This is a genomic window from Bacillus sp. HU-1818 (assembly GCF_022695965.1).
GTDB classification, from domain to species: Bacteria; Bacillota; Bacilli; order Bacillales; family Bacillaceae; genus Bacillus; species Bacillus atrophaeus.
Window position 1 is genome coordinate 26,193 of sequence record NZ_JAAPBE010000004.1, and the last position, 26,086, is coordinate 52,278.

Below are 26,086 nucleotides of genomic sequence, written 5' to 3' on the forward strand. Positions count from 1 at the left end.
TTTTTAACAGTTAAAGCTGATTAACTAACGAACATTTATTCCTGTATAATGAAGTTATATCTATCAAAGGGGGATATTGTATGAACTCAATTGATGTAATCATTTTGAACTTTCAAGAAGTCAGAAGAAGAAGCATAAAATTATGGACGTCTATTCCTGAAGAAAAGCTCCATTGGAAGCCAGATCATGAAGCAATGAGTTGTTCAGAAATGATTCGGCACGTATTGGAAAGTGAACATTATTACCATTTAGCAATTAAAAATAGAGGGAGTTTATCCGTCTTCAATTCCCCTTTCGAACACAGACCTTTCACCACTGTAACTGATGAATTGGCATTTGCGGAGCCATATCGCAATCAGTTCATCGATACGATCAAAACATTTTCCGAAAAAGACTTAGAAGATATAAAAATTGACCGAACTGATGCGGGGTACATAAGAGATTTAGGTGACATGCTGCTGCGGGTTGCCTATCATGAATCTGTTCATGCCGGTCAGTTATTGGATTATTTAAGAAGTGCAGACGTTCCAAGGGTCCGGATTTGGGACTAAGCTTATTGAGGCGTCACAATACCTTTCAAGCAATCTCCCGAAATACAAAAAAGAGTAGACACATAGTCTACTCTTTAGTCTTTTTTTCGACACCAAAACCGTCACAATAAAATTAATATAACTTATATTTCTTTAAAATATCCATTGTGATGTTTTTAGCTTCTGCACCTGTTCCATCAATATTCGTAACAAAACTATACGCTCGATTTTCTTTTTTCACAAAACCGACAAACCACCCTATGCCTGTCCCTGAACCTGTTTTTCCGTAAAGAGTAGAGTGATCTTCTTCCGCCTGAATCATCATCCGTTTTACTGTTTTCATGACATCCTTATCAAAAGGAAGCTTCTCCTTATACAATCTTTCCATAAAGTCCGTTTGTTCTATTGGAGAAATTTTGAGTGTGCTGCTTAACCAAAACTGGTCAATTCCACCGCTTATATCTTGGTTGCCATAGGAAATTTTTTCGATCCATTCCTTCATTCGGCTTTCTCCAATGTCACGGGCCATCGCTTGATAATACCAAACAACAGAATTCCTCATCCCAGACCCAAGCGTGTGATCTTGATTCCAGATGTCAATTTCCCGCTTCACGCCATCCCAATATTTAATGGAATATTCATCTTCTACAGCTCCTACTTGTAAGCCAATGAGTGCATTAGGAACTTTAAAAGTCGATTGCGGTGCAAACCTTTGATTGGCGCGTTCATGATTATAGATAAATGTTTTGTCTTTATTCATATCACGTAATATAAACGTTCCGTCATGATCGGCAAAAAATTCATCGACATCGAGCTTTTTGATATTCAGATTCTTTTCGGCAGCCCTAGCTTCGCTTATTGGCTGTGCACTTGTAGTAAATAATAGACCGGCTGCACCGATCAATGCTAAGAAAACTGCTGGCATCTTGCGTTTTTTCATATTTATTCACCTCAAATGTCTCCGCTCAGCACTAAGCAGAGAGACTTTATTTTTCAGAACTTAGAGTTTAGGTCAGAAATATAGAAGAAATACTTTTTCTGCAAACAGAGCAGATGCTTTAACCAACGATAATCATTCCGTTATTTGTATGAAAGGCAATCTGGATAACTTTCCGCGGCATACCTGAACCAACAATTTTTCCGCCTTTACTTTTGAGCGCCCACCTATTGTTCGCCACATAAAAGCCATTTTTAGACTTGAGAACTAATGAAAGGTTTTACAAGCAACAACTCCCTCCTTTTTCAATTTTCAGTATAAACAAACCCTATTGTTTTTTCCACATCTTACATTTTTCTTCACCTATAAATTTAGATGATTTCCTTTCGTCGATTGGGAATGTGGAGACGATTAAGCGAACATAGTCCTACTCTCAACAAAATATGCTCCGCGGCCTCCCTTCAATAGCGGTTTGCCATTAAAGGCCCCTTCTTCTATGATGAAAAAAGCAAAGCAACACACTTAACAGCATCCATTGAAGGAGGAACATAAACTGAGTCAGAGAAGGTTTCAAGGTCCAAAAAGGACATACATGTATTCGACAATGCTGATTTTTATCGTAATCTATATTTCTTACACTCTGCTTGAGAATTTGGTTACAGACTCGCAATCTGAAGATTTTCTAAGCCATAAAACTGTACTGCGTGATTCGTTTAATCTTCCGTTTTGGTTAAATATCATGTATGTGCATGTGATTTTTGCATGTTTCGCCATGTTAACTGGAGCAATTAATTTCTCCGGAAAAATATTAATAAGAAACCGTAAGCTCCATCGATTGAATGGTTATTTCTATTTCATTTCTGTACTTATTGTGACACTGTCATCGGGCTATATGGCACCTCACTCGACCGGAGGAAGAATCGTAAGTATAGCTTTTAATATGGTGAATATCATCTGGCCGGCGATGACGATAATCGCTATATATCAGGTTAGACGAAAGCAGTTCGACAAACATCGGAAGTGGATGATTCGAAGCTATTTATTCTGCTTTACCAATTTGTTCATTCATATGATTACTTTTATGTGCACTAACGGATTGGGCTTCATTTATGAAATCAGTTACACGATAGGAGTTTATGGGGCCATTACGCTTAACTTTGTCACAGCTGAATATATCATTCGGTTTATTTTTAAAAAGAGACTAAACACCCTGTGATCTCCAAACATGGTGAGCGCCATAATAACACTTTTGATATATAGTCAAAATAACCATTGATGCATGTAGACACACTTATATCCTAACAACCAAAAGGAAATACCAGATAAATTGGATATCTACTCCTTTACTTTAAGGACACGCCACCAATACATATTCCAACTAAGCAAAGTTGAGCAATATCAAATTGTTGTTCTGAAAAACGAAAATTATGATAAGCTTCTATTAACAATATTTTTCCAAGTGTATATTAGGAGTGATTTTTTGTGAGGAAACTAGTTTTGGTGTCTATTTTTCTAATTATTCTAGTAAGTATTCTAGTGAGTTTTTCACTATATAATGGAAAACACAATAAAGAACTAGAAGAATCTATCAATTCGGCTTTCAAGAAAAACAGTGTGGAGAAAATTGACTTAAACTCCTTAACAGACTTTGATTGGGATAAAGCTTATATATTTCCGCCTTACACCCCGCAAGAAAGCATAAATGAGCAACTCGGTATAAATTTCAAGGATCCGAGCAGCATAGATTATAGAGATGATATTTATTTAATTGTATTTGTTAATCATGAGAAGGTCGTTCATTATGCAGAAATAAGTCGTGAAAATGGAGATGTTTCAACTCCCGATGACGCACTTACCCCATCAAATGCAACCTTAAAGATTAATAGAGATGTCTTGAAAAAAGCGGAGTGATGGGGTTCCGATTTACCAAACACGGAGTAGACAAATGTCTACTCCTTTATTTTAGGTTTCTTGTCCTTTTGCTTCCGACTAGCCCAACCAATCATTTTCACCATTTCTTGGCTAAGAACGTATTGTCCCCAGAGGCTCCAATATTAAATACCTGCTGACTTCTTATTTTATATCGAAGTGCCTTGCGGGAAATTTGAAATGAATTCCAATTTACTTTTGCTTTAACAAATGAGTTTATGCTATATTGATGTTAATAACATGAGAAGGGATGATGGGTGGACGATGATTAACTAATCTTATTTTTAACGTTTGAAATTGATATTTCAAATCATACAAAATAGGATTAGTCTGCCCATTTTCTATATACGTAAGCGCTATTTCTGAAGAATAGCTTATTTGATCATGGCAAAGGCACGGCTAATCCTTCCAAAACACTTGGGAGGATTTTTTTGTTCTCCCTTAAAGCGAGGGATATAGATGAAAGAACGATTAAAACTTACAAACGTCAGCTATGAAGTGAAGGATCTTACCGTTTTTAAAAACATAAATGCCAGCGTTCAACAAGGAGATATCATTGGGATTATCGGTAAAAATGGGGCTGGAAAATCGACGCTGCTTCACCTGATCAATAAGGACCTAACTCCGTCACAGGGACAAATCCAATGGATGCAGCACGGCTTAAAAACGGTGCTGGTTGAACAGGAGACTGAATCGTATTCCTTTGAGAATCAGACACCTGCCGAAGTGAAACTGCTGGAGAAATGGAACGTGCCAGCCCGTGATTTCAGCCAGTTAAGCGGCGGAGAAAAACTGAAAGCACGGCTGGCAAAAGGACTATCAGAGGATGCAGACCTTTTCCTGTTAGATGAACCGACAAATCATCTTGATGATATAAGCTTGCAATTTCTCATTCAACAGCTGAAAAATGTTACCGGCACTGTCATTCTCGTTTCGCACGATCGGTATTTCTTAGATGAAGCTGCCACGAAAATATGGTCAATCGAGGGCCACACGCTGACTGAATACAAAGGGAATTACTCTGGTTACATGAAGTTCCGGAAAGAGAAAAGACTGACCCAGCAGCGCGAATATGAAAAGCAGCAGAAAATGATTGAACGGATTGAAGCACAAATGACAGAACTCACTTCATGGTCGAAAAAAGCCCACGCACAATCGACGAAAAAAGAAGGGTTTAAAGAATACCATCGTGTAAAAGCAAAGCGCACAGATGCCCAGATCAAATCGAAACAAAAGCGGCTTGAAAAAGAACTCGAAAAAACAAAGGCTGAACCTGTCGATCCGGAATATACTGTTCGTTTTTCAATTGATACAACTCATAAAACAGGAAAACGGTTTTTGGAGGTTCAAAACCTGACGAAGTCATTTGGCGAAAAGACACTGTTTCAAAACGCCCGCTTTACGATTCAGCACGGAGAAAAGGTTGCCATTACAGGCCCAAACGGCAGCGGAAAAACAACCTTATTGAAAGTCATTCTTGGACAGGAAACGGCAGAGGGAAAGGTATGGATATCACCATCTGCAAAAATCGGTTATTTAACACAGGAAGTATTTGATTTGCCTTTAGAACAAACACCGGAGGAGTTATTTTATCAAGACACGTTCAAGGCGAGAGGAAACGTGCAGAATATCATGACGCAATTGGGATTTACAGCTTCTCAATGGACAGAACCAATTCAACATATGAGTATGGGTGAGCGTGTAAAGTGCAAGCTGATGGCATATATCTTAGAGGAAAAAGACGTGCTGATATTAGATGAACCGACCAATCACCTCGACCTGCCGTCACGCGAACAGCTGGAAGAAACACTGTCACAATACAGCGGCACACTGATTGTGGTATCACACGACCGTTATTTTCTCGAGAAAACAACGAACAGTAAACTCGTTATCTCCAACAATCATATCCAAAAGCAACTAAACAAAGCTCCTGCCAAAAGAAATGACCAGGAGGAGCTCCGCTTACAGCTTGAGACAGAAAGACAAGAAGTGCTGGGAAAGCTCAGTTTTATGACGCCAAATGATAAAGGGTACAAGGAGCTTGATCAGGCATTCAAGGAGCTTACGAAACGAATCAATGAACTGGATCAATAGCGCTTTAGGGATACCAAGGGCTGTTCGCCCTTGGTATTTTTCAAGCCCTCGCCAAAAATTACCGAAGGAAATGTCTAAAGACCGCTCAAATGATTGTTTATTCTCGTTAACCAGATGAATGTTCAGCCGTCCCATTCAAAGAACCCGAAATTTATTTGATGAAATCGATCATGAGAATGTAAATTTCAATTCAAGTCCTAAAAAGCTGCATTAAAAAAGATGCCTGTGAATGGACGTCTTTGTGTGCCTTTTTTCATCAATTGTTGGCCGTTCAGTTCAACAGCAGGTGCAGCAGCCCCCTGTTTTCAGAGAACTCCACAGATCCAGCTGATATTCGCAATTTGTTAATCACCGCTCTTTACCTTTGCAACAGTCACCCCGTCACCAATTGGAATAAGAATGGATTCCAATTGCGAATGATTCGCACAGTCTGATTAAACGTCTTCATCACTTCAGTATGTTCCGCCTTATAACAAAAACCAAGGCTGACACCCTTGGTTTTTTAGCATATATATTCTTACTTTATGCATTTTTATTGTTGCATATTATTAATAATAATAGACAATTTATAGTTTACATGCTTATTTAAGCCTACCAAAAATTCATCTAGCAATTCGTTTGAAGGAAATCTGCATTCCAGAAGATAACAGCCATCTCCGCTGATTTTATAATTATTGATAACGTATGTCTGTTGTGTTTTTATAAAGGAAAGATAAGGCTGATGATGCGTACTTTTTGTATAGATATTAATCAAAGCATGGATACAATATCCCAATTTGTCTTGATTCACTTTAATGGTATAACCCTCAATCAATCCGTTATCTTCTAATTTGGCAACTCTAGATGCAGCAGCTTGGCCCGTCAAATGAACTTTCTCTCCTAATTCTTTCATTGTAATACGACTGTTTTTAGATAACTCTTCTATTATTCGCATATCCGTGTGATCCAACATCATATCCTATCCTTTCAAAAGCATATGAAAACATCGTATGCGCAAGGTAAATTGGCCCCCTATGTCCGAGTTCCGAAAACACATTCACTTTTTAAAACCCTCGTACTATTTTAGTTTTCTCCTGCATTCTCTCCGAACAGGATACCCTTTAGCCCGTTCGATGTTCATGTAATAGGTTCTTTCAACATTCAAGTAAAACGGCAAAAAGACTTGATTTCATCCATGTATTTGGTGATTGGTCATAGTATAAGCTATACGTATATCAAAGAAAAGGAGTTTTAACATGAACATTCAACAAATTCGTAATGCCACACTTGTTGTCGAATATGCAGGCAAAACGTTTTTAATAGATCCTATGTTAGCAGAAAAGGGCACTTACCCTCCATTCCCAAATTCACCAAGACAAGACCAAAAAAATCCTTTAGTCAGCTTGCCGACATCAGTGGATCATATGACCAACAATCTTGATGCAGTCATTGTCACTCATTTGCATTTAGACCATTTTGATGATGCAGCCAAAGACATGTTGCCAAAAGACATTAAAATGTTTGTACAAAATGAAGAAGATGCGAAAGAAGTAAGAAACGCCGGTTTTCAAAATGTCGAGATTCTCACAACAAATACAGTCTTTGAAGGTATTCAATTAATCAAAACCAAAGGCGAGCACGGCAGAGGAGACATTTTAAAACTTGCCGGTCTTGTATGCGGCGTCATGTTCAAACACCAAAGCGAGAAAACGTTATATATAGCCGGAGATACGGTTTGGTATGATGCGATCCAAGAAGAGATCGATACACACCAGCCAGAAATCATTGTAGTGAACGGCGGAAACAATCAATTCTTTGAAGGCGGCTCTCTCATTATGGGGAAAGAAGATATCTATGAAACGTATAAAGCTGCCCCTCATGCAAAAATAATTGTGAGCCATATGGAAGCTGTCAACCATTGGGCGTTATCCAGAGAAGAATTAAAAAGCTTTATTCATGAAAAAGGCATGCCATCTCATGTACTAGTGCCGGATGATGGCGAATCATATTCATTTTAAATGGAGAAAAGAGTTCGTGTGGATAAGCATAATATTCTCCGTCAGCTTGGTGCTCAAAAGACCCTTCCTTAGAAGGGTTTTTTTTAACCTGGTTTTTTAAAAAAGATGGAGTATTTGGTTGATATCTCAAATCCCAGTTTTTTTGCTAAATGAATAGATGATTTGTTGCTGGTATCACAATCCCAGCTAGGGGTGACGCCGTTTTCAAGACAATCATTTATAAACTTACTCCCAGCAATATAAGCGAACCCCATCCCTCTATATTCTTCGTGTGTATAGATATCCATTTCTGCACGATTACCGCCTAGAAATATGGAAGTGCACTCACTGACAACATGATTGTCATACAAAACAGCGAATCCAAATCCGTTTTTTAAAAAATCCGAGACTGAACTCCAATATTCCTCATAATAAGCTTTTTGAAATTCAGTGCTTCTTAAAATAATATCTTCATTTATTCTTTTTAATGTAAACCCCTTTGGAAGCTGAAAAGCCTTTATGGCAGAAATTTGTTGAAAAAACGCATATCGCATCATTTGATTCAATTCATTATGCAGTACAGTTTTTATTACGCTGTCCCATGAACGATTGGGAGAAAACAGAGTAAATCTTTTTTTGGATTCTGCTCTCTTTTTGTATAATTCAACGAAACATTCATTGACATTTTGATTCCTTTCATCCCCTGCAACATAATAAATTCCTGAGCTGGTTCCTATCAGAAACGATTGGTCATCTGCATAAACAACTCCTGGAATTGTTTGTTCTAATATTGAATAAACAAATGTCGGGCAACATGTTTCTTTATTATGGATCAATGCTTTGACATCACTATATTGTTCTTTTTTTACCTCCTGCAAACTGTATCCTCCTATCAAATACATTCTCTCTTTTTATTCTATCCATAAAAGAATTCCCCTCTTTTAAGGGATAATTCTGTATTTTTAGAACAGCCAGTAAGATGAGGAGATACCTACTCCTCTACATATTCATCTAATAATTTCTAAGAACGTATAAAAATAAAAACATACCAACATTGTTTAGTATGCTTTTTTATAGATAGGTTCTCAACATTGAATGCATATTTATTTACTTGCCAGTTCCTTAATGATCAAACTTAATTCATAAATTCCCTTTTGAAGATCTTCAAGAGATGCATAAGCATATGACAAGCGAATATAATTGCCTTTTTCCTGAGCATAGATACTGCCAAGATTGAGAAGAATCCCTTTTGTTAAGGCTTTTTTATAAAGTAATTTCATAGATATCGAAGGCAAAATTTTTAACCAGATAAAGAATCCCCCTTTTGGAATAGTCCAAACAGCTGCATTCTTCATATTGGTTTCTAAAGCGTTCGTAACAAATTGCCTTCTTTTCTTTAATTGATTTCTCACATGTTCTAAATGCCTCTGATATTGGCCAGATGTAAACCACTCTGCCGCAACTCTTTGAGATAACGAACTGGATCCGTAATCTGTCTGCATTTTAATGTCAGATAAACGTTCAATCACTGGCTCTGGTCCGACTATCCATCCAATCCTTAAGCCGGGGCTTAGCGTTTTCGATAAACTTCCTACATATAGTACATGGCCGTTTTTATCTATTGTTTTAATAGGATATGGCGGGTTTTCATCTATCCACAGCTCACGATATATATCATCTTCAATAATGGGAAGCTGTGTTTCCTCGCTTGCTGCAAGGATTTCTTTCCGCCGCTCTTCTGACATTAAGATACCAGTCGGATTATGAAAACAAGGGTTTGTATATAATATGGCTCTCCCCCGTTCTCCCTTTGTCATATGAATATGGTTTGGCAAAAGCCCCTCTTTATCCATAGGAAGTCCGGTCAGAATCATTCCGGCTGATTGAAATACATGTAATGAATAAAGATAAGATGGCTGATCAAGAAAAACAGTTGATCCTCTTTGCAAAACCCCCATTGATATAAGCTGTAAGGCTTGCAGTGCTCCTGAAACAATAAGAATGGAAGAAGATGAAGCATGAATACCAATTGTTTTTAAATAATCACTCAATGCCTCTCTTAAAGGTAAGTATCCTTTTGGTTCCTCATATCCGAACGCCTCTATGTTTTGAGATACCTTGCCCATAATCTCTTTCATAACAGACAAAGGAAAAATCTCATTTGAAAGTTCTCCTTTGCTGAGCTGTATAAGATCAGAATTTGACTCTGATTTATTTATCTCTTGAACAATTCTTCGGCTTGGCTGCTGGATTCCCGAAGTTACATATTTCTCCCAATTGGGTGCAGAATTCTTAGCCAACAGTGTCCAAGTATTGTTGATGACAACTGTCCCTTTACCCATTCTGCCTTCAATTAACCCATCTGCCATCAACTCCTCTAACGCTGTGATAACCGTGCTTCGATTTACATGAAAGTCTTTTGCAAGCGTGCGCTGGCTTGGAATCATACTTCCAATCGGCCACTCTCCATTTCCTATTTTCTCTTTTATATAATCAATGATTTGTAAGTACTTAGGAAGCTGTCTAGCCGTTTTTCCTTCTGTAAAGCTCATCAAAAGCAGTCTCCTTCTACTAAAGTGGTTGGGTCAAAAATTGCGTAACTGGTTGAAGCCATTTTATCAAATCTCTATTAGTATATAACACACTAAATAACTGGTTGGTTTTTGTAGAGAAGGAGTGAAGATCATGAAAAAGAAAACTGTTCAACTCATCATATCTTACAGTCTTATGATTGGTTTGTGGGCATCAGCTTTTCCGGGAATTCGTGTAGGTCTGGAATGTTATACACCAGAACACCTTGCTTTATTTCGTTTGTTAATCGGATCTATGGCATTGTTACTTTTTGCTGTGCTGACTAAAATGCGCTTCCCTGACATGAAAGATGTCCCTGTCATCTTATTATTAGGGTTTTTAGGTTTTGCACTATATCACATTTTGCTTAATATCGGTGAAAAAACAATTAGTGCCGGGATTGCAAGCTTACTCGTAACCACAGCACCAATCTTTTCTGCGGTTTTGTCTCGACTGTTTTTTGGTGAACATTTTGGTTTTTCTAAATGGATTGGCTCTATCATAAGTTTATTGGGTGTGTCATTTATTTCATTTGGGACAGGAGACCATACGCATTCAATGAAAGGGATTCTGTTCATCCTGCTGGCAGCTTTTGCAGAGAGTATTTATTTCGTTTTTCAAGCCGGTTATATAAAAAAGTATGGTTTTATTCCATTTGTAACATTCACGATTTGGGGTGCAACCATACCAATGCTTGTTTTTCTGCCAGGCTTATGGGGGGAGTTTGTAAATGCCTCACTGAACTCCACATTGTCTATCGTTTACTTAGGTTTATTCCCGACGGTCATCCCATACTTTGCGCTTGCATATGTAACTTTAATCGTCGGTGCTTCTGAAGCAACGATTTCACTTTATGTAACACCTGCTTTAACGTTGGTGATTTCCTGGGTGTGGATAGGGGAAATGCCTGCATTTATTTCAATGCTAGGCGGAATGGTTACTGTCAGCGGAGTGTGTTTCACCTACATAAAAGGAAGCAAAATGAAGATGTTAAAGGAGATTAGAAAGTTCTAATTTCCTTTTCTGTCAAACCGCCAATTCTCTTTGCTTTACCGCCTTGATGCACGGTATCAGTACTCTACTTCATGTCATTGCAGGAATGACGGGTTCATAAAAATATGCAGGAATAAAAAAACATACCAATATTATTTGGTATGTTTCTTTCTAATCCATATCCATAGTTAAGACATCTAGTACCTCAACAACCGTATGCAGTTCATCATCTGGATACACGGGTTTTATGAATTTAATAAGATTCATCTCTGCTCCAGCAATAATATCGTCGCCATAGAAACCCTCTTCACTTAGGTTCGTTCTCTATATCGACTTAAAAAGTAAAACTGGTCATAATGTTTTATTTTACACATTAGATACGATACACTCCGCATCCCCAGCGAGTTTGAATTCCCCAAACCCGTAAGGCAGCAACATATGATCTCCTTTTTTAAAGTCATATGTACGCTCGTCGGAGATCATCCGGCCTTCTCCTTCGATGACACTGACAAGAAGGAATGATTTTTGCTGTTTTAAACTTGCTGATCCTGTTAAATCCCACTTTTCCACTGAAAAATAAGGGCACTCAATCAATACGGCTATGCTCATATCATCTGTTTGTTCATATTGAACCGTTTGCTGATTTGGCGCAAATGGTACGTCTATCACTTCTATGCTCTTTTCCAAATGGAGCTCGCGCAAATTGCCTTCTGTATCTTTTCGACTATAATCATATAATCGGTAGGTTGTATCGGAATTCTGCTGCGTCTCTAAAATGAGAATGCCTTTCCCAATCGCATGAACGGTGCCGCTTGGCACATAGAAGAAATCCCCCGGTTTTACCTTTACGCGGCGCAGGAGCTCGTCCCATTTTCCAACTTCTATCATCGAGATCAGTTCTTCCTTTGTTTTTGCGTTGTGGCCATAAATGATTTCTGCATCTTCTTGGCAGTCTATGATATACCAGCATTCTGTTTTTCCGAGCTCCCCTTTTTCACGCGTTTTTGCATACTCATCTTTCGGATGCACCTGAACGGATAAGTCTTGATTTGCATCCAAAATTTTCGTGAGAAGAGGGAAGCGGTCCCCCTTCAGATGTCCAAATAAATGCCGATGATGTTCCCATAATTCGCTGAGCGTGAGCCCCTTGTATATCCCGTTTTGAACAATGCTTTGTCCATTTTGATGAGCTGCAAAAGCCCAGCATTCCGCCGTTCGTTCTGACGGAATATCATAGCCGAAAGCAGCCAAAGCGGTGCCGCCCCAAATCTTTTCTTTGAAAACAGGCTTGAAAAATAACGGTTCAGTCATCACGAAAATCCCCCGCTTTATATGATTTCATCTAGGAGTGTGTATGCTTCTTCTTTTGTCTGCACAGAGAGCAGCCTTTCCCTATAGCTGTCATCCATCAGTTTTCGAGATAGCATTTGCAGCAGTTTCAGATGCTGGTTCCCTCCGCTATCTTTCGGCACAGCGATCATAAAGATTAACTTTGCTTCTGATCCATCAAGACTGTTCCAATCAATGCCTGATCGTTTGATTCCAAACGCTACACTCGGCTTCTTGACGGCATCAGACTTCCCGTGCGGAATCGCGATATTCATGCCAATCGCCGTTGTCCCCTCTTGTTCGCGATTCATGATTGCTTGTTTAAAATCGCTCTCTGAATGCAGCATACCTGTGCGGGACAATTTTTGAATCATTTCATCAATAATGTCATCTCTGGTTTCGCCTGATAATGTTGGTTCAATAAGATCTATACTCATAATGTCTGTCAGCTTGTTAATATCCGTCTTCTCCATCTGTCTGCTTTCCGCTTCATTGTGCTGTTGCGGAAAGTCATTCGATGCTGCAGCTTCACTCAGCCCGGCGGGTGAAACCGTAATATCTTTTTTTAGTACATTAACTAAAAGAGCAGTGGTAAGAGATCCGGCAATCACTGCAATAAAAAACATCAATACATGATCAACGGCGCCTAGTACTGCTACTATGGGCCCGCCGTGTGCTACTCTGTCTCCGACATTGCCGATCATAGCGATCACAGAACCAGTCATAGAACCTGCCATAATCCCCGGAATGACGCGAAGCGGGTCCTGTGCCGCGAATGGAATGGCTCCTTCAGTGATGCCGAAGAGCCCCATGGTAAATGATGCTTTTCCCATTTCTCTTTCCGACTCCTGAAATTTTCTTTTTCCAAAAAACGTTGCAATCCCAAGGCCGATCGGCGGTATACAAATGGCGACGGCAATCGGTCCCATAATTTCATAGTTTCCTTCTCCGATCATGGCCGATCCAAACAGGAATGCCACCTTGTTTACAGGACCACCCATATCAAATGAAATCATTGCGCCTAAAATCAATGCCAGCAGGATGGAGCTCGAACCTTTCATACCTGCCAGCCATACCGTTAAAGATTCGAAAATTTGGGCTACAGGTGCACCGATCAAAAACACAAACGCCAAACCTACAATAAGTGAAGCGAACACTGGAATAATAATAATCGGCATAATCGGCTGAATCGCTTTTGGAACCTTTAATTTTTTGATCGAAAGGGCAGCATACCCCGCCAAAAACCCGCCGATGATGCCGCCGAGAAAACCGGCTCCGCTTGCACTGCCGTAAAAGCTTCCCGTCGCTGCGATATATCCGCCGATCATTCCTGGTACAAGCCCAGGCTTATCAGCGATGCTGTACGCGATATATCCGGCCAAAATCGGGATCATGAATGAGAATGAGGCACTTCCGATCTGTTCAATCGTTTTCCAAAAAGAATCATCCGGAATGACTAAGCCTTTCGGTGTTTTTTCACCTCCAAGCGTCAATGCAACCGCTATCAATAACCCGCCGACGACGATGAATGGAACCATAAAAGAAACACCGTTCATTAAATGACGGTAAATCGGATTTTGTTTTTTCTCCTGTTGATTGCCGGCTTCCGATTTTGAAGCTGAACGGTAGACCGGCACATCGCCGTTAAGTGCTTTTTGAATCAATTCTTCCGGTTTGCGGATACCATCCTGAACCCCGACAGACAACAGCTTTTTTCCTATAAACCGGTCTTTGTTTACCGAGCGGTCTGCAGCGATAATGATCGCGTCTGCTTCACGAATCTCCTCTTCGGTCAGCTCATTTTCCACCCCGATTCCGCCTTGGGTCTCGACTTTCATTTGGACGCCTAATCTGTCGGCAGCTTTTTGAAGATTTTCCGCCGCCATATATGTATGGGCAATTCCATTCGGACATGATGTAATCGCTAACAGTTTCATACGAGTCCTCCTTTAAAGTATGATTCATAAGGCCTGTAACAACTGTATATCAACATCATGCTGGTAAAAGCGCTGTTTTTTACCGTTAATTCCGGAAAAACTAGCATTTTTCCATATACAAAAAAAGCAGGACATCGAAGCCCCGCTTTTAGTAATCTAAATAAGATAAAAATGTCATAACATTTGTTTCTTTCGTCAGCTTATGAATAAATGCCGGCTGCTCACTAAGATATGACAGTTCATGGAACAATTGCTTTGTCATGTTTTGATCCTCGTGTTTGACAGCCAGCATAAAGACGAGCGACACTTTTTCAGCACCCCAATCAAGCGGCTCTTTTAATGTGGCAATCGCAATGGCTGATTGTTTAATAAATTTAGAGTTTGCATGAGGAATCGCAATGCCAGCCCCAATGTTTGTCGCCGACATTTTTTCTCTCATCACGGCATGAATGGCATACTCCTTTTCAACATAGCCCTTCTCGTATAAGACCATTGCCATTTGTTCAATCAGCTTATAGCGATGAACTGACTCTTGCTGCAAAAAAACTAAGAAAGGAGTCGTATTGTTCAACATCTTAAACGTTTTTTGTGTTTGGCGTTGCGATTCTTCAACCTGATCCATAAATGCACTTAGCTTCTTCTCATCAGAAGGCTCCAACAGCGGCGATACAACAATATGAGGAATCGGTACATGTTCCAGCGCTATCGTGGAAATGACAAGATCTATGTCCCCATGCTTTGTTGTGTAATCTGCTAAATCAGCTTTTGCAATACAGGCCTTCACAACGATTTGATGAAATTTCCGTTCAATTTTTGTTCGCAGCAATTGTGACATTCCAATGCCCATGTGGCAGAGAATGATTGCCTTTTTATGCTTCTCGCTGCTGTAGTGCAAACGTTCGACCGCAGCTTGAAAATGCAATGTCAGATAAGCGGCCTCTTCCTCAGGAATAGAAAGAGCAAACGTTTGATTGATGTCTTCCAGTACGTCAATGATCATATGAAACAGATAAGGGTACATTTTTTTTATGTCATTTAGCATTGGATTTGATACAGAAAGATCGTAATTCAGCCGGTTTAGCACTGTATTGAGATGGATGTACAATCCGTTGATCAAATCCTGATCACTATGAAAATCAAGCATTTTCAGTTCTGACACACGATCTATTAAATGCCGCACAACCATGGGAAGCAAGGGATTTTCCAGAACCTTTTTCTCTTCTTCCTGAGACCGAAAACGAACTTTCCCGCCGAGTATATGCAGCGTTAAATACACGGCTTCTTCTTTAGGGAAGCGGATGGCAAAAACCGCTTCCAGCCGTTTTAAACATGCAATTGACCATTGATATTCTTTCTTCTTTTCTACTGCTGCCATTTCTGTTGGCGAAATCGAGATGGGCTGCTTCATTTTGATTCGGCGTATCATCAGCAATGTATGCAATAATAAATTCTCGAACGTTTCATCTGTGAAATAGATAGAATGGTGCTTTTGCAATGTTTTGAATTCATTCGCCACAAATTCCACTTCATGACTTAAGAACTTGCTTTTAATAAATTGACTTGTAAACTCAGGATTATCAATCAAATCAGATATTCTGGCTAAAGCTTTTCTTTTATTTCTTTCATTTCCCTCGATCTTTAAACCGAGCCGCTGCTTTGACACCAATTTGAGATCAAATCGCTTCAGCCATTCTTCAATTTCATGTAAATCCCTTTTGATGGAAGATTTATTCAAAAAAAGCTGAGCGGCAACTTCTTTTGCCGAAACATGTTTTGGATGCATTAATAATTGATAAGCGATTTGCAGAATTCTTTCTTCATCGGACTGCTGCTTTGAACCAAAATGTTCAGTACCTAATTGTTGAGTTAACCGGGCCCTTTCATGTTCTTCTATATTTAAATAGACACCTAACCCTGGTTTTCGAATGAGCTGAGCAGGAGAATGTTCATGCAGATAACTTTCAATCGTTTTCAGATCATTCCTGATCGTTTTTTCAGAACACTTTACCCTGTCGGCGAAATCTTGCACGACTAAATAGTCATCAGGTTCAGATAACAACAGATACAAAATGTCTTTTTGTCTAGTATTCATGTATCTCATCTGTTTTTTCTATCCTTCCTGTGTGTTTCACTCAAATGATGTACTAATAGTATAAACATACTACATACGAAACCGCTTACATTATAAAGTGAAATAAAAGCGCTAAAAGTTTCGTTTTTTACCGAAACTTCCGGAAAAATTGGATTTTTGCTCAGAAAACGTACCTGTTCATTCATCAAAATAAGAAAGAGTGATGAACAGAAGCGCTGTCCATCACTCTCATTTGATTATTCCTTCATTTTCTTCCTCACAAACGGCCACCAGTTACCTTCTCCAAACGTAACGATAATTGCCGGAAACAGCAGCGGGAGGATGACAAGTCCGTAAAGCAGCAGCCCAATAATGACGACACTTGCCACTTGCATAAGCGTATTTACTCCTGAAGGCATCATCGCCGCGAATGTGCCTGCCAAAATGATGGCCGCCGTAATGATAACAGATCCCATTTTGCTCATTGATCTGACTACACCTTGACGAATTCCAAGGTGTACCTCTTCTTTAAAACGATCGAGTAAAAAGATCGAATAATCTATACCTAAAGCGATCAATATGACAAAACTAAAGAATGGAACTGCCCAACTGACCCCATCATTGCCCAAGAAGTTTACAAAAATTAATTCCGTAATCGATATCGAAGTGTAATACGTAAGCAATAGTGATGCCATCATATAAATCGGCATGACCATTGAACGGAACAAAATGGTTAACACTACAAACAAACCAATCATCATAATGACCATTGTTCTTGAAAAATCTGTTGTGGATAAATCTTTTAAATCCGCATTTGTACTGGACACCCCGCCGTATACAATGTTCGCATCCTCTAATGGTGTGCCGGCGGCTTCGTTTGCTACGGCTTTTTTGATCTTATTTACTGTAGTGATTGCTTGTTCTGAATAAGGGTTTGAATCCAAGACGACACTTAATTGCACACCTTTACCGTCTGCAAAGGAGTAACGATCAATTGATGTCTTAAAATCTTTATTTTTCATAACACTGTCAGGAATGAAGATACCCGTATCACGAATTGTTGAGCTTTTACTCATTTTCTCTAACATATCAGAAGATGCGGTTATGCCGTCTGAAATTTTGGTAAGGCCGTCATTTGCACTCCTTACCCCTTTGGCAAGCTGATTCAGACTTTCTGTCAGAGAGCCTGCTTGCTTTTGCTGGCCTGAAAGCTGTTGATCGGCTTGTTCAAGCCCGCTTTGAATCTGCCCCAACTGCCCGCTGATTGCTGTAAGCTGAGGCACAGCCTGCGCGGTATTGCCGGTTTGAGAAAGCTGATTGCTGACAAGCTGTAACTGTTTATTGATTTTCCCCAACCCGTCTGCTGTGTCCCCCAGTGAACCGCCAGAATCACTATTTGCAGCCGTTCCGGTTTGTCCGGCCATTTGATTTAGTCCTTCTTCTACATCTGATAAACCGCTTTGGACATCGCCTAGTCCTTTGACTGTCTTATCCAATCCGTCTGATACCGAGCCAAGTTGATTATCAATATATAAATCTTTGATTTTCTCTCCGGTTGGCTGTGTGATTGTCATGACAGAATCCACATGGTCCACTTTCTCGATGGCTTTACTTATGTTCCCGAGATATGGGATGGTTTCAGCAGTCGCTATATCTTTTTCTCCTTTAATCACCACATTCACAGGAAACGCTTTCCCTTCACCAAATCCATCTTTGATTGTTTGCAGGCCTTTTATGGATTTGTAATTGCTGCTTATTTCCGCAGTCGAATCGAATGAAATCTGATCATCATATGTCAAAATGAAAGGCAGCGTAATAATGACTGTAATAACGATAAATAGGAACGGACGCGCAACCGAATGTTTGCCAAGAAAAGTCCACAATTTATTGTCACTATGAGATAAAACTTTCTTAGACGGCCAGAATAATTTTTCACCTAGTGTCACCATAAATAGTGGCAGCAAGGTAAATAGGACGATCATTAATATTCCAACCCCAACCGCGACTCCCACAGCCGATTGGAATATGGCAAATTTCGCAAAGCCTAAAGCAGAAAACCCGATCAATACCGCAAAACCGCTGATAAATATTGTTTTCCCACCTGTACGGTAAGCGATAAGCGCAGCCTCTTTCTTGTCATGTCCGTTAGCTAATTCTTCACGGAAACGGGTGAGAAGAAGAATGCAGTAATCGGTTCCAATACCGAACAGTATTGCGACTAAAAATGTTTGAGTGAACGTGGAAATAGGAAAATCAGCATTATACACTAAGATCCCCAGTAGGGATTGACTGATTAAATAGGTGAAACCAACAATAATAATAGGGATAAAAGGTGTCACGATAGATCGGAAAACAATCAGCAGTAAACCGACAATCAAACAGACTGTGATCACTTCCGTTTTCTTTAGGCCTTCCTCTGAGCTGTGTCCGAAATCCTGATTGATAAGAGAAGCTCCTGTAATGTATGCCGTCAAATTATCTGGAACGATTTTATAAATATCGTCGGCGATTTTTTCCGCCTTTTTATCAGATCCCGTAATGGTTACAGGAATAAGAACTGTTTTCTTATCTTTAGAAATCAATTGATCTTTGACTTCTTTTTCATCTGTCAAAGGAGACGTTACCTCTTCAACACCGTCGATCTTTTTGATTTTACCGATCATTTTACGGAGCTGATCTTCTGTATCTTTCTTTAAAGCATGGTCTAATGTAAAGACAACGCTTATCGAGTTATTATTTTCCCCGGCTTGTTTTAGAATGGCATTTGCTCTTTCCGAAACCGAATCAGCAGGGAGCTGTGACTGCCCCTTTTGATTGGCCAGCTCCGTTAAGTTTGGAGAGAATAAACTCAATACGACCGTCAGCGCTAAGATGACCGCAGCTATTGCCCATTTGAATTTGATTATGAACCTCATTTTGCAAGTTCTCCTTTAAATTTTCTTTTTATGATGGTGAATATTTCGATGAAGGAATCTAAATGCTCATCATCTATATCGTCGATAAGCCCTTCGAGAGCGTTAAATACAGCTGAATCTAATTCTTCCTTTATTTTTTCTCCCTTTTCTGTGATTTTAATAAGCTTTGAGCGTTTATCACTCTTGATTTGACAGTCATCCCATTCAACCAATCCCTTTTCCAGCAGCTTCTTTAATCTGTTAGAAATAGCACTCTTATGGACATTTTGTATAATAGCCAAACTGCCCGGAGAGGATGGGCCTTTAATTTTTAATATCATTAACAGGTCAGCCTGTTCTCTTGAAATATGTTCGAATACATCCTGATTTACTTCCCGATGCACAAACTCTGTGCCTTCAAATAATACTTCTGCAAAGAGTTCTATTGCCTGACATAGCTTTTTTTCATCCAATCGTATTTCCTCCCTGCATTATGGTTGATCCCTATATACTTTATGATTGATGTCAATTAGTTTATCCCGCTAAACTATGTCCTGTCAACATGATATTTTCAACAAGGAATGTCTAAAATCAAACAATGGTTTACCTAAACAAAGGCAAAGAAAATAAAAGAACAATCTCATTTAGAGGTCATCAGTTATATTGATATATAAACAAAGAATTTATAATCATAAAACAATAACTGCAGCCTTCTTATTTGTTATAAAAAAGTTTTTGTTGTTAGGCTTTTTGTTTATAATGACAAGAGATTAAGTTTTGGGCTGTTTATCCTGATCTTTAAGATGCATTTTCCGCAGTATCGGAACTTTGTCATCAATATGTTCCCGAAGAGTGATAAACTGTTTACGAATTATTACTTTTGAAGGGGGACAACCTGAGTAAATCATAGATCAAAAACACCAAAAATAAAAAGGGCGTCTCTTCATAATTATTTTTAATCGGTGCAATCTGGTGAGACAAGATGCTGATTGTTTCCTGCATATATAAACATTTAACGGAATATTCAAAAAATAAAGGATCCATGTGAATGCAAGGTCTTAAATGAGATAAGATCCTCAGTACAAGGCATAAAAACTGATGTTCGTTTTTTCAATTTTGACTAATAAGGACAAAGGATGATATAGATGAAAAGGATTGATAAAATATACCGCCAGCTGCTGCAAAATTTTCATAAGACTGACGTACATCATCTTCTAAACGTGCAGGGAAATTCAGCAAAGGAAATTGCTCAGCAATTAAAGATAGACCGGTCCAATGTCAGTTTTGAATTAAACAATCTCGTGCGGTCCAAAAAGGTGATAAAGATTAAAACGTTTCCCGTGCGCTACATTCCGGTGGAAGTAGTGGAAAAAGCCTTCAACAAAAAATGGGATACAGAGATAATGGAAGTTAAAGAGCTGAAGCAGTTTTCTGAAAACCCAAAAAAGATACATCAAAACATTTCTATGAACCCTTTAGAACTTATGATTGGAGCAAAAGGGAGTTTGAAGAAAGCAATTTCTCAAGCAAAAGCAGCTGTTTTTTATCCTCCACACGGTCTGCACATGCTCCTCTTAGGGCCAACAGGCTCCGGTAAATCCCTTTTTGCGAACCGAATTTATCAGTTTGCGACTTATTCTGACATTTTGAAGCCTGGTTCTCCGTTCATCACATTTAATTGTGCAGATTACTATAACAATCCTCAATTATTACTCTCTCAATTATTTGGTCATAAGAAAGGAGCATATACTGGCGCGAACGAAGATAAAGCCGGTTTAGTTGAGCAGGCCGACGGGGGTATTCTGTTTATGGATGAAATCCATCGTCTTCCTCCTGAGGGACAAGAAATGCTGTTTTATTTCATTGACAGCGGATCTTATAACCGCCTTGGAGAAACTGAGCATAAACGAACATCGAAAGTATTATTTATTTGCGCAACTACCGAAAATCCTAATTCTGCCTTATTAAAAACATTTTTGCGAAGAATTCCAATGACGATTCATATTCCATCGCTGGAAGAACGATCTCTTAAAGAAAGAGTTGATCTGACAACGTTTTTATTGGGAAAAGAAGCAGAGCGTATTAAGAAGAATCTAAGTGTGCATATCGATGTATATAATGCATTGATTCATTCTGCGAAATTTGGGAATGTGGGACAGCTGAAATCAAATGTACAATTAGTTTGTGCACATGGATTTTTACATAATCTTGACAGAGATGAAGTTGTGGAACTAACCGTTCGGGATCTCCCGGATGAAATCAAGCAAGATTGGATGTCAAGCAGCAAAAACATGAAAAGAAGCAAAACGATTTCTGAATATGTCAATATCACTACCATCATATCCCCGATAGTAGAAGATGAAACAACAAAAATTGATGATGATCTATCATTTAATTTGTATCATTTGATAGAAAAAAAGGTCGAAGTGTTAAACAAAGAAGGTTTGTCCAAAAAGGAAATAAACCAATATATTTTAACGGATATTCATTTGCATGTCAGAAGCTTTTTTAACCAAAGGGCTTTTCGAAATGACAACCTGCTGACATTTGTTGAGGACGACGTGATTCAAATGACGAAGCAATTAAAAGAAGTAGCTGAAGATGAATTGAATTGCACATTTGACCGTAAATTTATTTATTTCTTAAGTATGCATATCGATTCATTTTTAAAACGCGGAAAGCAAATTGATGTTTTAAATGCGCAGGAAACAGATGAAATTCGTGATACACATGTGAAAGAGTATCAGGTGGCGCTCATATTTAAAGACAAAATTCAGGAACACTTCAGAGTAACCGTCCCGGAAATAGAAGTCATCTACTTAACGATGCTGATTCATTCCATCAAAACGTTAAAAGAAAACAAAAGAGTGGGAATTGTGGTTGCCGCACATGGAAATAGCATGGCGAGTTCAATGGTTGAAGTAGCGACGGAGCTTTTAGGGAGCACCCCAATTGCGGCCGTCGATATGCCCCTTTCTGTTTCACCTGCGGAAATCATGGAACGCTTAGCGGAGAAAATGAAGCAGGTAGATGAAGGTGAAGGTGTTTTAATGCTTGTTGACATGGGGTCACTTGCAATGCTGGAAAGCAAGCTTGAAGAAAAAACAGGCATCAAAATCAAAACAATCAGCAATGTCACGACCTCAATGGTGCTGGACGCCGTCAGAAAGGTGAACTATCTGAATTTACATTTACATGCCATATATGACTCGGTCACTAAGGATTTTATTGAGTTATGGGATCGGCAGCCTGCCGCATCACCAGGCAAAAAGAGGGCGTTGGTTTCGATCTGTACAACAGGCAGCGGAACGGCGAAAAAGCTGGAAGACATCTTAACAACAATCGTAAACAAGGCCTCTGATGCTCCTATCCACATATTGACCGTATCATCGATTAAATTGGCAAACAGGATCAAAGAAATCGAGAAAGAGTATGAGATCCTTGCGACAGTAGGAACAAAGGATCCTAAAATCAATGCTCCTCATGTATCCTTGGAGGTCTTAATTGAAGGTGAAGGAGAGAAGATGATCCAACAGGCGATCACAAAAGGCAGCATCCCGATGAGTAATGGATTATCGGGCACAAACATCATTGTACGGGAGCTTTGCGAGGATAGTTTGAAAAAGTATCTGGTTTTTTTGAACCCCCATCACATTATAGATATCTTATTAGAGTGGCTTCAAACCATTCAAGACGAGCTAGGCATCATTTTTAATAACACAGTGATGATCAAAGTGATTATGCATACGGCTTTTGCCTTTGAAAGGGTGATTAAACAGAATCCGATTGCCTTTTCCGAAGAAGATGAAATAACCGATCAGCTGAAAGAGATTTTTGAGGTGACAGAGCGAACATTAATCCCTTATGAAGAAAAATTAGGGCTGAACATAAGCGATGATGAAAAATTATATATAGCCGCCATTTTTGCTGAAGAAGTATATGGCCACATGTGTTAAAAGCTTTTTTTTAACTTAAACCTGTATTAAATGGAATGCCATTTTAATACAGGTTTATTTTTGTATCCACAAGTGTTTCAATCAGCTTTCTTCATGTGCTGCAAAATAAATGAATGCGCTTAACACAGCTTCTTTGGCACGATACTTGCATTATAAATGGGTGTTATGAAAAAGGAAAGGAGCAAACGTGTTATGATTTCAGTCATTATTAGCGGACATGGGGACTTTCCCATAGCATTAAAAGAATCTTCTGGCATGATATTCGGTGAAGAAAATCATTTGATAGCGGTGCCGTTTTTAAAAGGAGAGGGCATCCAAACGCTGCAAGAAAAATATCATCAGACGCTTCAGGATATTCCGAATGAAAATGAGGTGCTTTTTTTAGTTGATATTTTTGGAGGCACACCGTATAACGCAGCGGCATCCTTCATCGCTAAGGATCAAAGAATGGATATGGCTGCCGGCATAAACCTGCCGATACTACTGGAGGTATTAAGCCTAAGAGAACACATGAAACTCAAAGAATTGCTGAATCACTTAAAAAAAATGAGCCAGCAAAGCTTTCAAGTTTGCAGCGAACATTTAGAAAAAGTAAAAACAGTTTGCGAAGAAAAAAGAGAGGATGAACTATGATGAACATTACATTGGCAAGAATTGATGACCGCTTTATTCACGGCCAAATCCTGACAAGATGGATTAAAGTCCATGCAGCAGACCGAATCATCGTTGTGTCAGATGACGTTGCGCAGGATGAAATGAGAAAAACCCTGATCCTTTCTGTTGCTCCTTCCAATGTAAAGTCGAGTGCCGTATCAATTTCTAAAATGGCAAAGGCGTTTCATAGTCCGCGCTACGAAGGGGTAACGGCGATGCTGCTGTTTGAAAACCCATCCGATATTGTATCTCTCATAGAAGCAGGCGTCCCTATCAAAACCGTAAATGTCGGAGGTATGCGTTTTGAGAATAATCGCCGGCAAATCACCAAATCAGTCAGCGTAACTGAAGAGGATATAGAGGCGTTTGAAACATTAAATGAATTAGGCGTCACACTGGAATTGAGGCAGCTGCCTTCTGATGCCAGCGAAGACTTTATGGAGATTTTAAGAAATGTAACAAAATCATCAAGGGGATGAGATGATGTCTTCACTACAAATTATTTTGTTGTTAATCATTGCAGCCATTACAGGTATAGCAAGTGTATTGGATGAAGGACAAACACACCGTCCGCTGGTTGCCTGCACTTTGGTTGGCCTGGTGCTTGGTGATCTGAAAACAGGAATCATTTTAGGAGGAACGCTGGAGCTGATGGCGCTGGGCTGGATGAATGTCGGCCTTGCCATGGCACCGGATACAGCTATTGCCTCTGTGATTTCAACCATTTTGGTGATTACCGCTGATCAAGGCATTGGTGAAGGCATTGCCGTCGCTGTTGCTTTGGCAGCTGCAGGTCAAGCGCTTACTATTTTTGTCCGAACGATTACTGTCTTTTTCATTCACCGTGCTGATAAATATGCTAGGGAGGGGAATATCAAAGGAATTGAAATTATGCATATTACCGCTATGGTGTTTCAAGCGCTGCGTGTCATGATACCGACTTTGATTGTGGCCTTAATCAGTGTGAGCGCTGTTCAGGCGTTCTTGGGAAATATTCCGGAAGTCATTACCAAAGGGTTGCAAATAGGCGGAGGCATCATTGTTGTTGTGGGGTATGCCATGGTAATCAATATGATGAATATCCCTTATCTGAAGCCGTTTTTCTATATTGGTTTTTTGTTGGCAGCGTTTACCGATTTCAATTTAGTAGGGTTTGGCGCTCTCGGCCTTTGTCTGGCGCTTTTATATCAGCAGGTTATGCAAAAACATAGCGCACACGGAGCAGTCGCCGCAGCTGCAGACGGCAGCAATGCCGCTGTCTATGATGATGATGATCTTGATGCATAAAGAACGAGGGGGGATGAAAAATGGAGAAAGAAAAAAGATTAACGAAAAAAGACATTTTCAGTATGTTTATCCGTTCGAATTTCTTGCTCGGCTCATTTAACTTTGAACGTGTGCAGGCAATGGGATATTGCTATGTGATGATACCGGCGATCAAAAAATTGTACGGTCCGGGAGCGAAAAGAAACGCAGCATTGCAACGGCACTTGGAATGGTTTAATACACATCCGTGGCTGTCCGCACCCATATTTGGGGTGACAGCTGCCATGGAAGAAGAAATGGCGAACAATAAAGGAATTGACGAGAAAGCAATAAGCGGGATGAAAATCGGTTTAATGGGTCCGATAGCGGGTGTGGGTGACCCTATTTTCTGGGGAACCGTACGTCCCGTATTGGCTGCTTTAGGGGCTTCTCTTGCTTTAGGCGGAAACATTGCCGGTCCTCTGCTGTTCTTTTTCCTGCTGAATGCCATCAGATTAACCACAAAATATTACGGTTTAAAGTACGGCTATGTAAAAGGGATGGAGATTTTGCAGGATTTAGCAGGGAATCGTATTCAAAAACTGACAGAAGGTGCATCCATCCTCGGGTTATTTGTGATGGGGGCTTTGGTCTCCAAGTGGACCACTATCAACATCCCAATCGTTGTTTCAAGAATTAAAGATGATAACGGAAAAGTTGACGTTCAAACCGTTCAAAATATTTTAGACAGCATTATGCCGGGGGTGCTGCCTTTAGGATTGACTTTACTAGTGGCATGGATGCTGCGAAAAGGAGTAAATCCGCTCCTTATTATAGTTGGCATATTTGTGATCGGTATTCTTGGCTATTGGGCTGGATTTCTGGCATAAGCGCTAACAGGTAAAAAGGGGAGAACCTGCAGAAGTCTTTCTCATAACCTCTTCATCATTCGATACAGCTTTTATCACGG

20 protein-coding genes and 3 pseudogenes are annotated in these 26,086 nt (G+C 39.6%); 11 read left to right on the top strand and 12 right to left on the bottom strand.

Annotated features, from left to right (window positions below; genetic code table 11):
• Window positions 1-80 precede the first annotated feature (80 nt).
• On the top strand, window positions 81-551 hold the full coding sequence (locus GXP75_RS15155) for a DinB family protein (RefSeq protein ID WP_061572254.1): 471 nt from the start codon (window positions 81-83) through the stop codon (window positions 549-551).
• A 112-nt stretch (window positions 552-663) separates the two neighbouring features.
• On the opposite strand, the gene blaOXA is transcribed toward GXP75_RS15155, so the two are convergent.
• Window positions 664-1,470, bottom strand: a complete 807-nt coding sequence (gene blaOXA, locus GXP75_RS15160) for a class D beta-lactamase (RefSeq protein WP_242557185.1) — start codon at window positions 1,468-1,470, stop codon at window positions 664-666.
• A gap of 601 nt (window positions 1,471-2,071) precedes the next feature.
• Between blaOXA and GXP75_RS15165 the strand changes: the two genes are divergently transcribed.
• From GXP75_RS15165 to abc-f, 3 genes are all read left to right on the top strand, one after another.
• Complete coding sequence (locus GXP75_RS15165; RefSeq protein WP_242557374.1) at window positions 2,072-2,683, top strand: DUF2306 domain-containing protein; 612 nt, start codon at window positions 2,072-2,074, stop codon at window positions 2,681-2,683.
• 266 nt (window positions 2,684-2,949) lie between these two features.
• The gene (locus GXP75_RS15170) at window positions 2,950-3,378 is read left to right on the top strand and encodes a hypothetical protein (RefSeq protein WP_214919409.1); all 429 of its coding nucleotides are present in this window, start codon (window positions 2,950-2,952) and stop codon (window positions 3,376-3,378) included.
• A 477-nt stretch (window positions 3,379-3,855) separates the two neighbouring features.
• Window positions 3,856-5,490 carry a ribosomal protection-like ABC-F family protein gene (gene abc-f, locus GXP75_RS15175; protein WP_242557186.1) on the top strand — a complete coding sequence of 545 codons (1,635 nt, stop codon included), beginning with the start codon at window positions 3,856-3,858 and terminating at the stop codon, window positions 5,488-5,490.
• Between the two features lie 39 nt (window positions 5,491-5,529).
• Here the strand turns inward: abc-f and GXP75_RS21515 are convergent.
• The 3 genes and pseudogenes from GXP75_RS21515 to GXP75_RS15185 form a co-directional block, all read right to left on the bottom strand.
• Window positions 5,530-5,616 (bottom strand): annotated as a pseudogene (locus GXP75_RS21515) (TetR/AcrR family transcriptional regulator); the annotation flags it as partial.
• Between the two features lie 218 nt (window positions 5,617-5,834).
• Window positions 5,835-5,950: pseudogene (locus GXP75_RS15180) on the bottom strand (methyltransferase); the annotation flags it as partial.
• 72 nt (window positions 5,951-6,022) lie between these two features.
• Window positions 6,023-6,442 (bottom strand): Lrp/AsnC family transcriptional regulator, encoded by a 420-nt coding sequence (locus GXP75_RS15185; RefSeq protein WP_242557187.1) that lies wholly within the window; start codon window positions 6,440-6,442, stop codon window positions 6,023-6,025.
• 283 nt (window positions 6,443-6,725) lie between these two features.
• On the opposite strand from GXP75_RS15185, the gene GXP75_RS15190 reads away from it, so the two are divergent.
• On the top strand, window positions 6,726-7,487 hold the full coding sequence (locus GXP75_RS15190) for an MBL fold metallo-hydrolase (protein WP_214919413.1): 762 nt from the start codon (window positions 6,726-6,728) through the stop codon (window positions 7,485-7,487).
• A gap of 83 nt (window positions 7,488-7,570) precedes the next feature.
• Here the strand turns inward: GXP75_RS15190 and GXP75_RS15195 are convergent, their stop codons facing one another.
• Together GXP75_RS15195 and GXP75_RS15200 are read right to left on the bottom strand one after the other, a co-directional pair.
• Complete coding sequence (locus GXP75_RS15195; protein WP_242557188.1) at window positions 7,571-8,344, bottom strand: GNAT family N-acetyltransferase; 774 nt, start codon at window positions 8,342-8,344, stop codon at window positions 7,571-7,573.
• Window positions 8,345-8,569: 225 nt separating this feature from the next.
• Window positions 8,570-10,018 carry an aminotransferase-like domain-containing protein gene (locus GXP75_RS15200; RefSeq protein ID WP_242557189.1) on the bottom strand — a complete coding sequence of 483 codons (1,449 nt, stop codon included), beginning with the start codon at window positions 10,016-10,018 and terminating at the stop codon, window positions 8,570-8,572.
• A 133-nt stretch (window positions 10,019-10,151) separates the two neighbouring features.
• Between GXP75_RS15200 and GXP75_RS15205 the strand changes: the two genes are divergently transcribed.
• Entirely contained in the window at window positions 10,152-11,051 is a 900-nt protein-coding gene (locus GXP75_RS15205; RefSeq protein WP_242557190.1) for a DMT family transporter, read from the top strand.
• 174 nt (window positions 11,052-11,225) lie between these two features.
• On the opposite strand, the pseudogene GXP75_RS15210 reads toward GXP75_RS15205, so the two are convergent.
• The 6 genes and pseudogenes from GXP75_RS15210 to GXP75_RS15235 form a co-directional block, all read right to left on the bottom strand.
• Window positions 11,226-11,339: pseudogene (locus GXP75_RS15210) on the bottom strand (hypothetical protein); the annotation flags it as partial.
• Between the two features lie 57 nt (window positions 11,340-11,396).
• Window positions 11,397-12,344, bottom strand: a complete 948-nt coding sequence (gene manA / locus GXP75_RS15215) for a mannose-6-phosphate isomerase, class I (RefSeq protein ID WP_214919373.1) — start codon at window positions 12,342-12,344, stop codon at window positions 11,397-11,399.
• A 14-nt stretch (window positions 12,345-12,358) separates the two neighbouring features.
• Window positions 12,359-14,296 carry a PTS fructose transporter subunit IIABC gene (locus GXP75_RS15220; RefSeq protein WP_242557191.1) on the bottom strand — a complete coding sequence of 646 codons (1,938 nt, stop codon included), beginning with the start codon at window positions 14,294-14,296 and terminating at the stop codon, window positions 12,359-12,361.
• Between the two features lie 148 nt (window positions 14,297-14,444).
• Entirely contained in the window at window positions 14,445-16,397 is a 1,953-nt protein-coding gene (manR, locus tag GXP75_RS15225; protein ID WP_242557192.1) for a mannose transport/utilization transcriptional regulator ManR, read from the bottom strand.
• A gap of 227 nt (window positions 16,398-16,624) precedes the next feature.
• Window positions 16,625-19,282, bottom strand: coding sequence for an MMPL family transporter (locus GXP75_RS15230; RefSeq protein WP_242557193.1), 2,658 nt, complete (start codon window positions 19,280-19,282; stop codon window positions 16,625-16,627).
• Entirely contained in the window at window positions 19,279-19,734 is a 456-nt protein-coding gene (locus GXP75_RS15235) for a MarR family transcriptional regulator (protein ID WP_214919379.1), read from the bottom strand. The genes GXP75_RS15230 and GXP75_RS15235 overlap by 4 nt, the downstream gene beginning before the upstream one ends.
• Window positions 19,735-20,406: 672 nt before the next feature.
• Between GXP75_RS15235 and GXP75_RS15240 the strand changes: the two genes are divergently transcribed.
• From GXP75_RS15240 to levG, 5 genes are all read left to right on the top strand, one after another.
• Window positions 20,407-23,217, top strand: coding sequence for a sigma-54-dependent transcriptional regulator (locus GXP75_RS15240; RefSeq protein ID WP_242557194.1), 2,811 nt, complete (start codon window positions 20,407-20,409; stop codon window positions 23,215-23,217).
• A 192-nt stretch (window positions 23,218-23,409) separates the two neighbouring features.
• Complete coding sequence (levD, locus tag GXP75_RS15245; RefSeq protein WP_242557195.1) at window positions 23,410-23,850, top strand: PTS fructose transporter subunit IIA; 441 nt, start codon at window positions 23,410-23,412, stop codon at window positions 23,848-23,850.
• Window positions 23,850-24,350 (top strand): PTS sugar transporter subunit IIB, encoded by a 501-nt coding sequence (locus GXP75_RS15250; protein ID WP_242557196.1) that lies wholly within the window; start codon window positions 23,850-23,852, stop codon window positions 24,348-24,350. The genes levD and GXP75_RS15250 overlap by 1 nt, the downstream gene beginning before the upstream one ends.
• 4 nt (window positions 24,351-24,354) lie before the next feature.
• On the top strand, window positions 24,355-25,158 hold the full coding sequence (levF, locus tag GXP75_RS15255) for a PTS fructose transporter subunit IIC (protein WP_061572274.1): 804 nt from the start codon (window positions 24,355-24,357) through the stop codon (window positions 25,156-25,158).
• A 20-nt stretch (window positions 25,159-25,178) separates the two neighbouring features.
• Complete coding sequence (gene levG / locus GXP75_RS15260) at window positions 25,179-26,006, top strand: PTS fructose transporter subunit IID (protein WP_214919385.1); 828 nt, start codon at window positions 25,179-25,181, stop codon at window positions 26,004-26,006.
• The last annotated feature ends 80 nt before the right edge of the window (window positions 26,007-26,086 follow it).

Excerpts from the sequence above, each read along its gene's own strand:
- levD (WP_242557195.1), top strand. The coding sequence starts at position 23,410 with ATGATTTCAGTCATTATTAGCGGACATGGGGACTTTCCCATAGCATTA.
- GXP75_RS15200 (WP_242557189.1), bottom strand. The coding sequence starts at position 10,018 with ATGAGCTTTACAGAAGGAAAAACGGCTAGACAGCTTCCTAAGTACTTA.
- GXP75_RS15230 (WP_242557193.1), bottom strand. The coding sequence starts at position 19,282 with ATGAGGTTCATAATCAAATTCAAATGGGCAATAGCTGCGGTCATCTTA.
- GXP75_RS15165 (WP_242557374.1), top strand. The coding sequence starts at position 2,072 with ATGCTGATTTTTATCGTAATCTATATTTCTTACACTCTGCTTGAGAAT.
- GXP75_RS15220 (WP_242557191.1), bottom strand. The coding sequence starts at position 14,296 with ATGAAACTGTTAGCGATTACATCATGTCCGAATGGAATTGCCCATACA.
- GXP75_RS15190 (WP_214919413.1), top strand. The coding sequence starts at position 6,726 with ATGAACATTCAACAAATTCGTAATGCCACACTTGTTGTCGAATATGCA.
- GXP75_RS15250 (WP_242557196.1), top strand. The coding sequence starts at position 23,850 with ATGAACATTACATTGGCAAGAATTGATGACCGCTTTATTCACGGCCAA.
- GXP75_RS15185 (WP_242557187.1), bottom strand. The coding sequence starts at position 6,442 with ATGTTGGATCACACGGATATGCGAATAATAGAAGAGTTATCTAAAAAC.
- GXP75_RS15240 (WP_242557194.1), top strand. The coding sequence starts at position 20,407 with ATGAAAAGGATTGATAAAATATACCGCCAGCTGCTGCAAAATTTTCAT.
- levF (WP_061572274.1), top strand. The coding sequence starts at position 24,355 with ATGTCTTCACTACAAATTATTTTGTTGTTAATCATTGCAGCCATTACA.
- GXP75_RS15205 (WP_242557190.1), top strand. The coding sequence starts at position 10,152 with ATGAAAAAGAAAACTGTTCAACTCATCATATCTTACAGTCTTATGATT.
- blaOXA (WP_242557185.1), bottom strand. The coding sequence starts at position 1,470 with ATGAAAAAACGCAAGATGCCAGCAGTTTTCTTAGCATTGATCGGTGCA.
- abc-f (WP_242557186.1), top strand. The coding sequence starts at position 3,856 with ATGAAAGAACGATTAAAACTTACAAACGTCAGCTATGAAGTGAAGGAT.
- GXP75_RS15155 (WP_061572254.1), top strand. The coding sequence starts at position 81 with ATGAACTCAATTGATGTAATCATTTTGAACTTTCAAGAAGTCAGAAGA.
- levG (WP_214919385.1), top strand. The coding sequence starts at position 25,179 with ATGGAGAAAGAAAAAAGATTAACGAAAAAAGACATTTTCAGTATGTTT.
- manR (WP_242557192.1), bottom strand. The coding sequence starts at position 16,397 with ATGAGATACATGAATACTAGACAAAAAGACATTTTGTATCTGTTGTTA.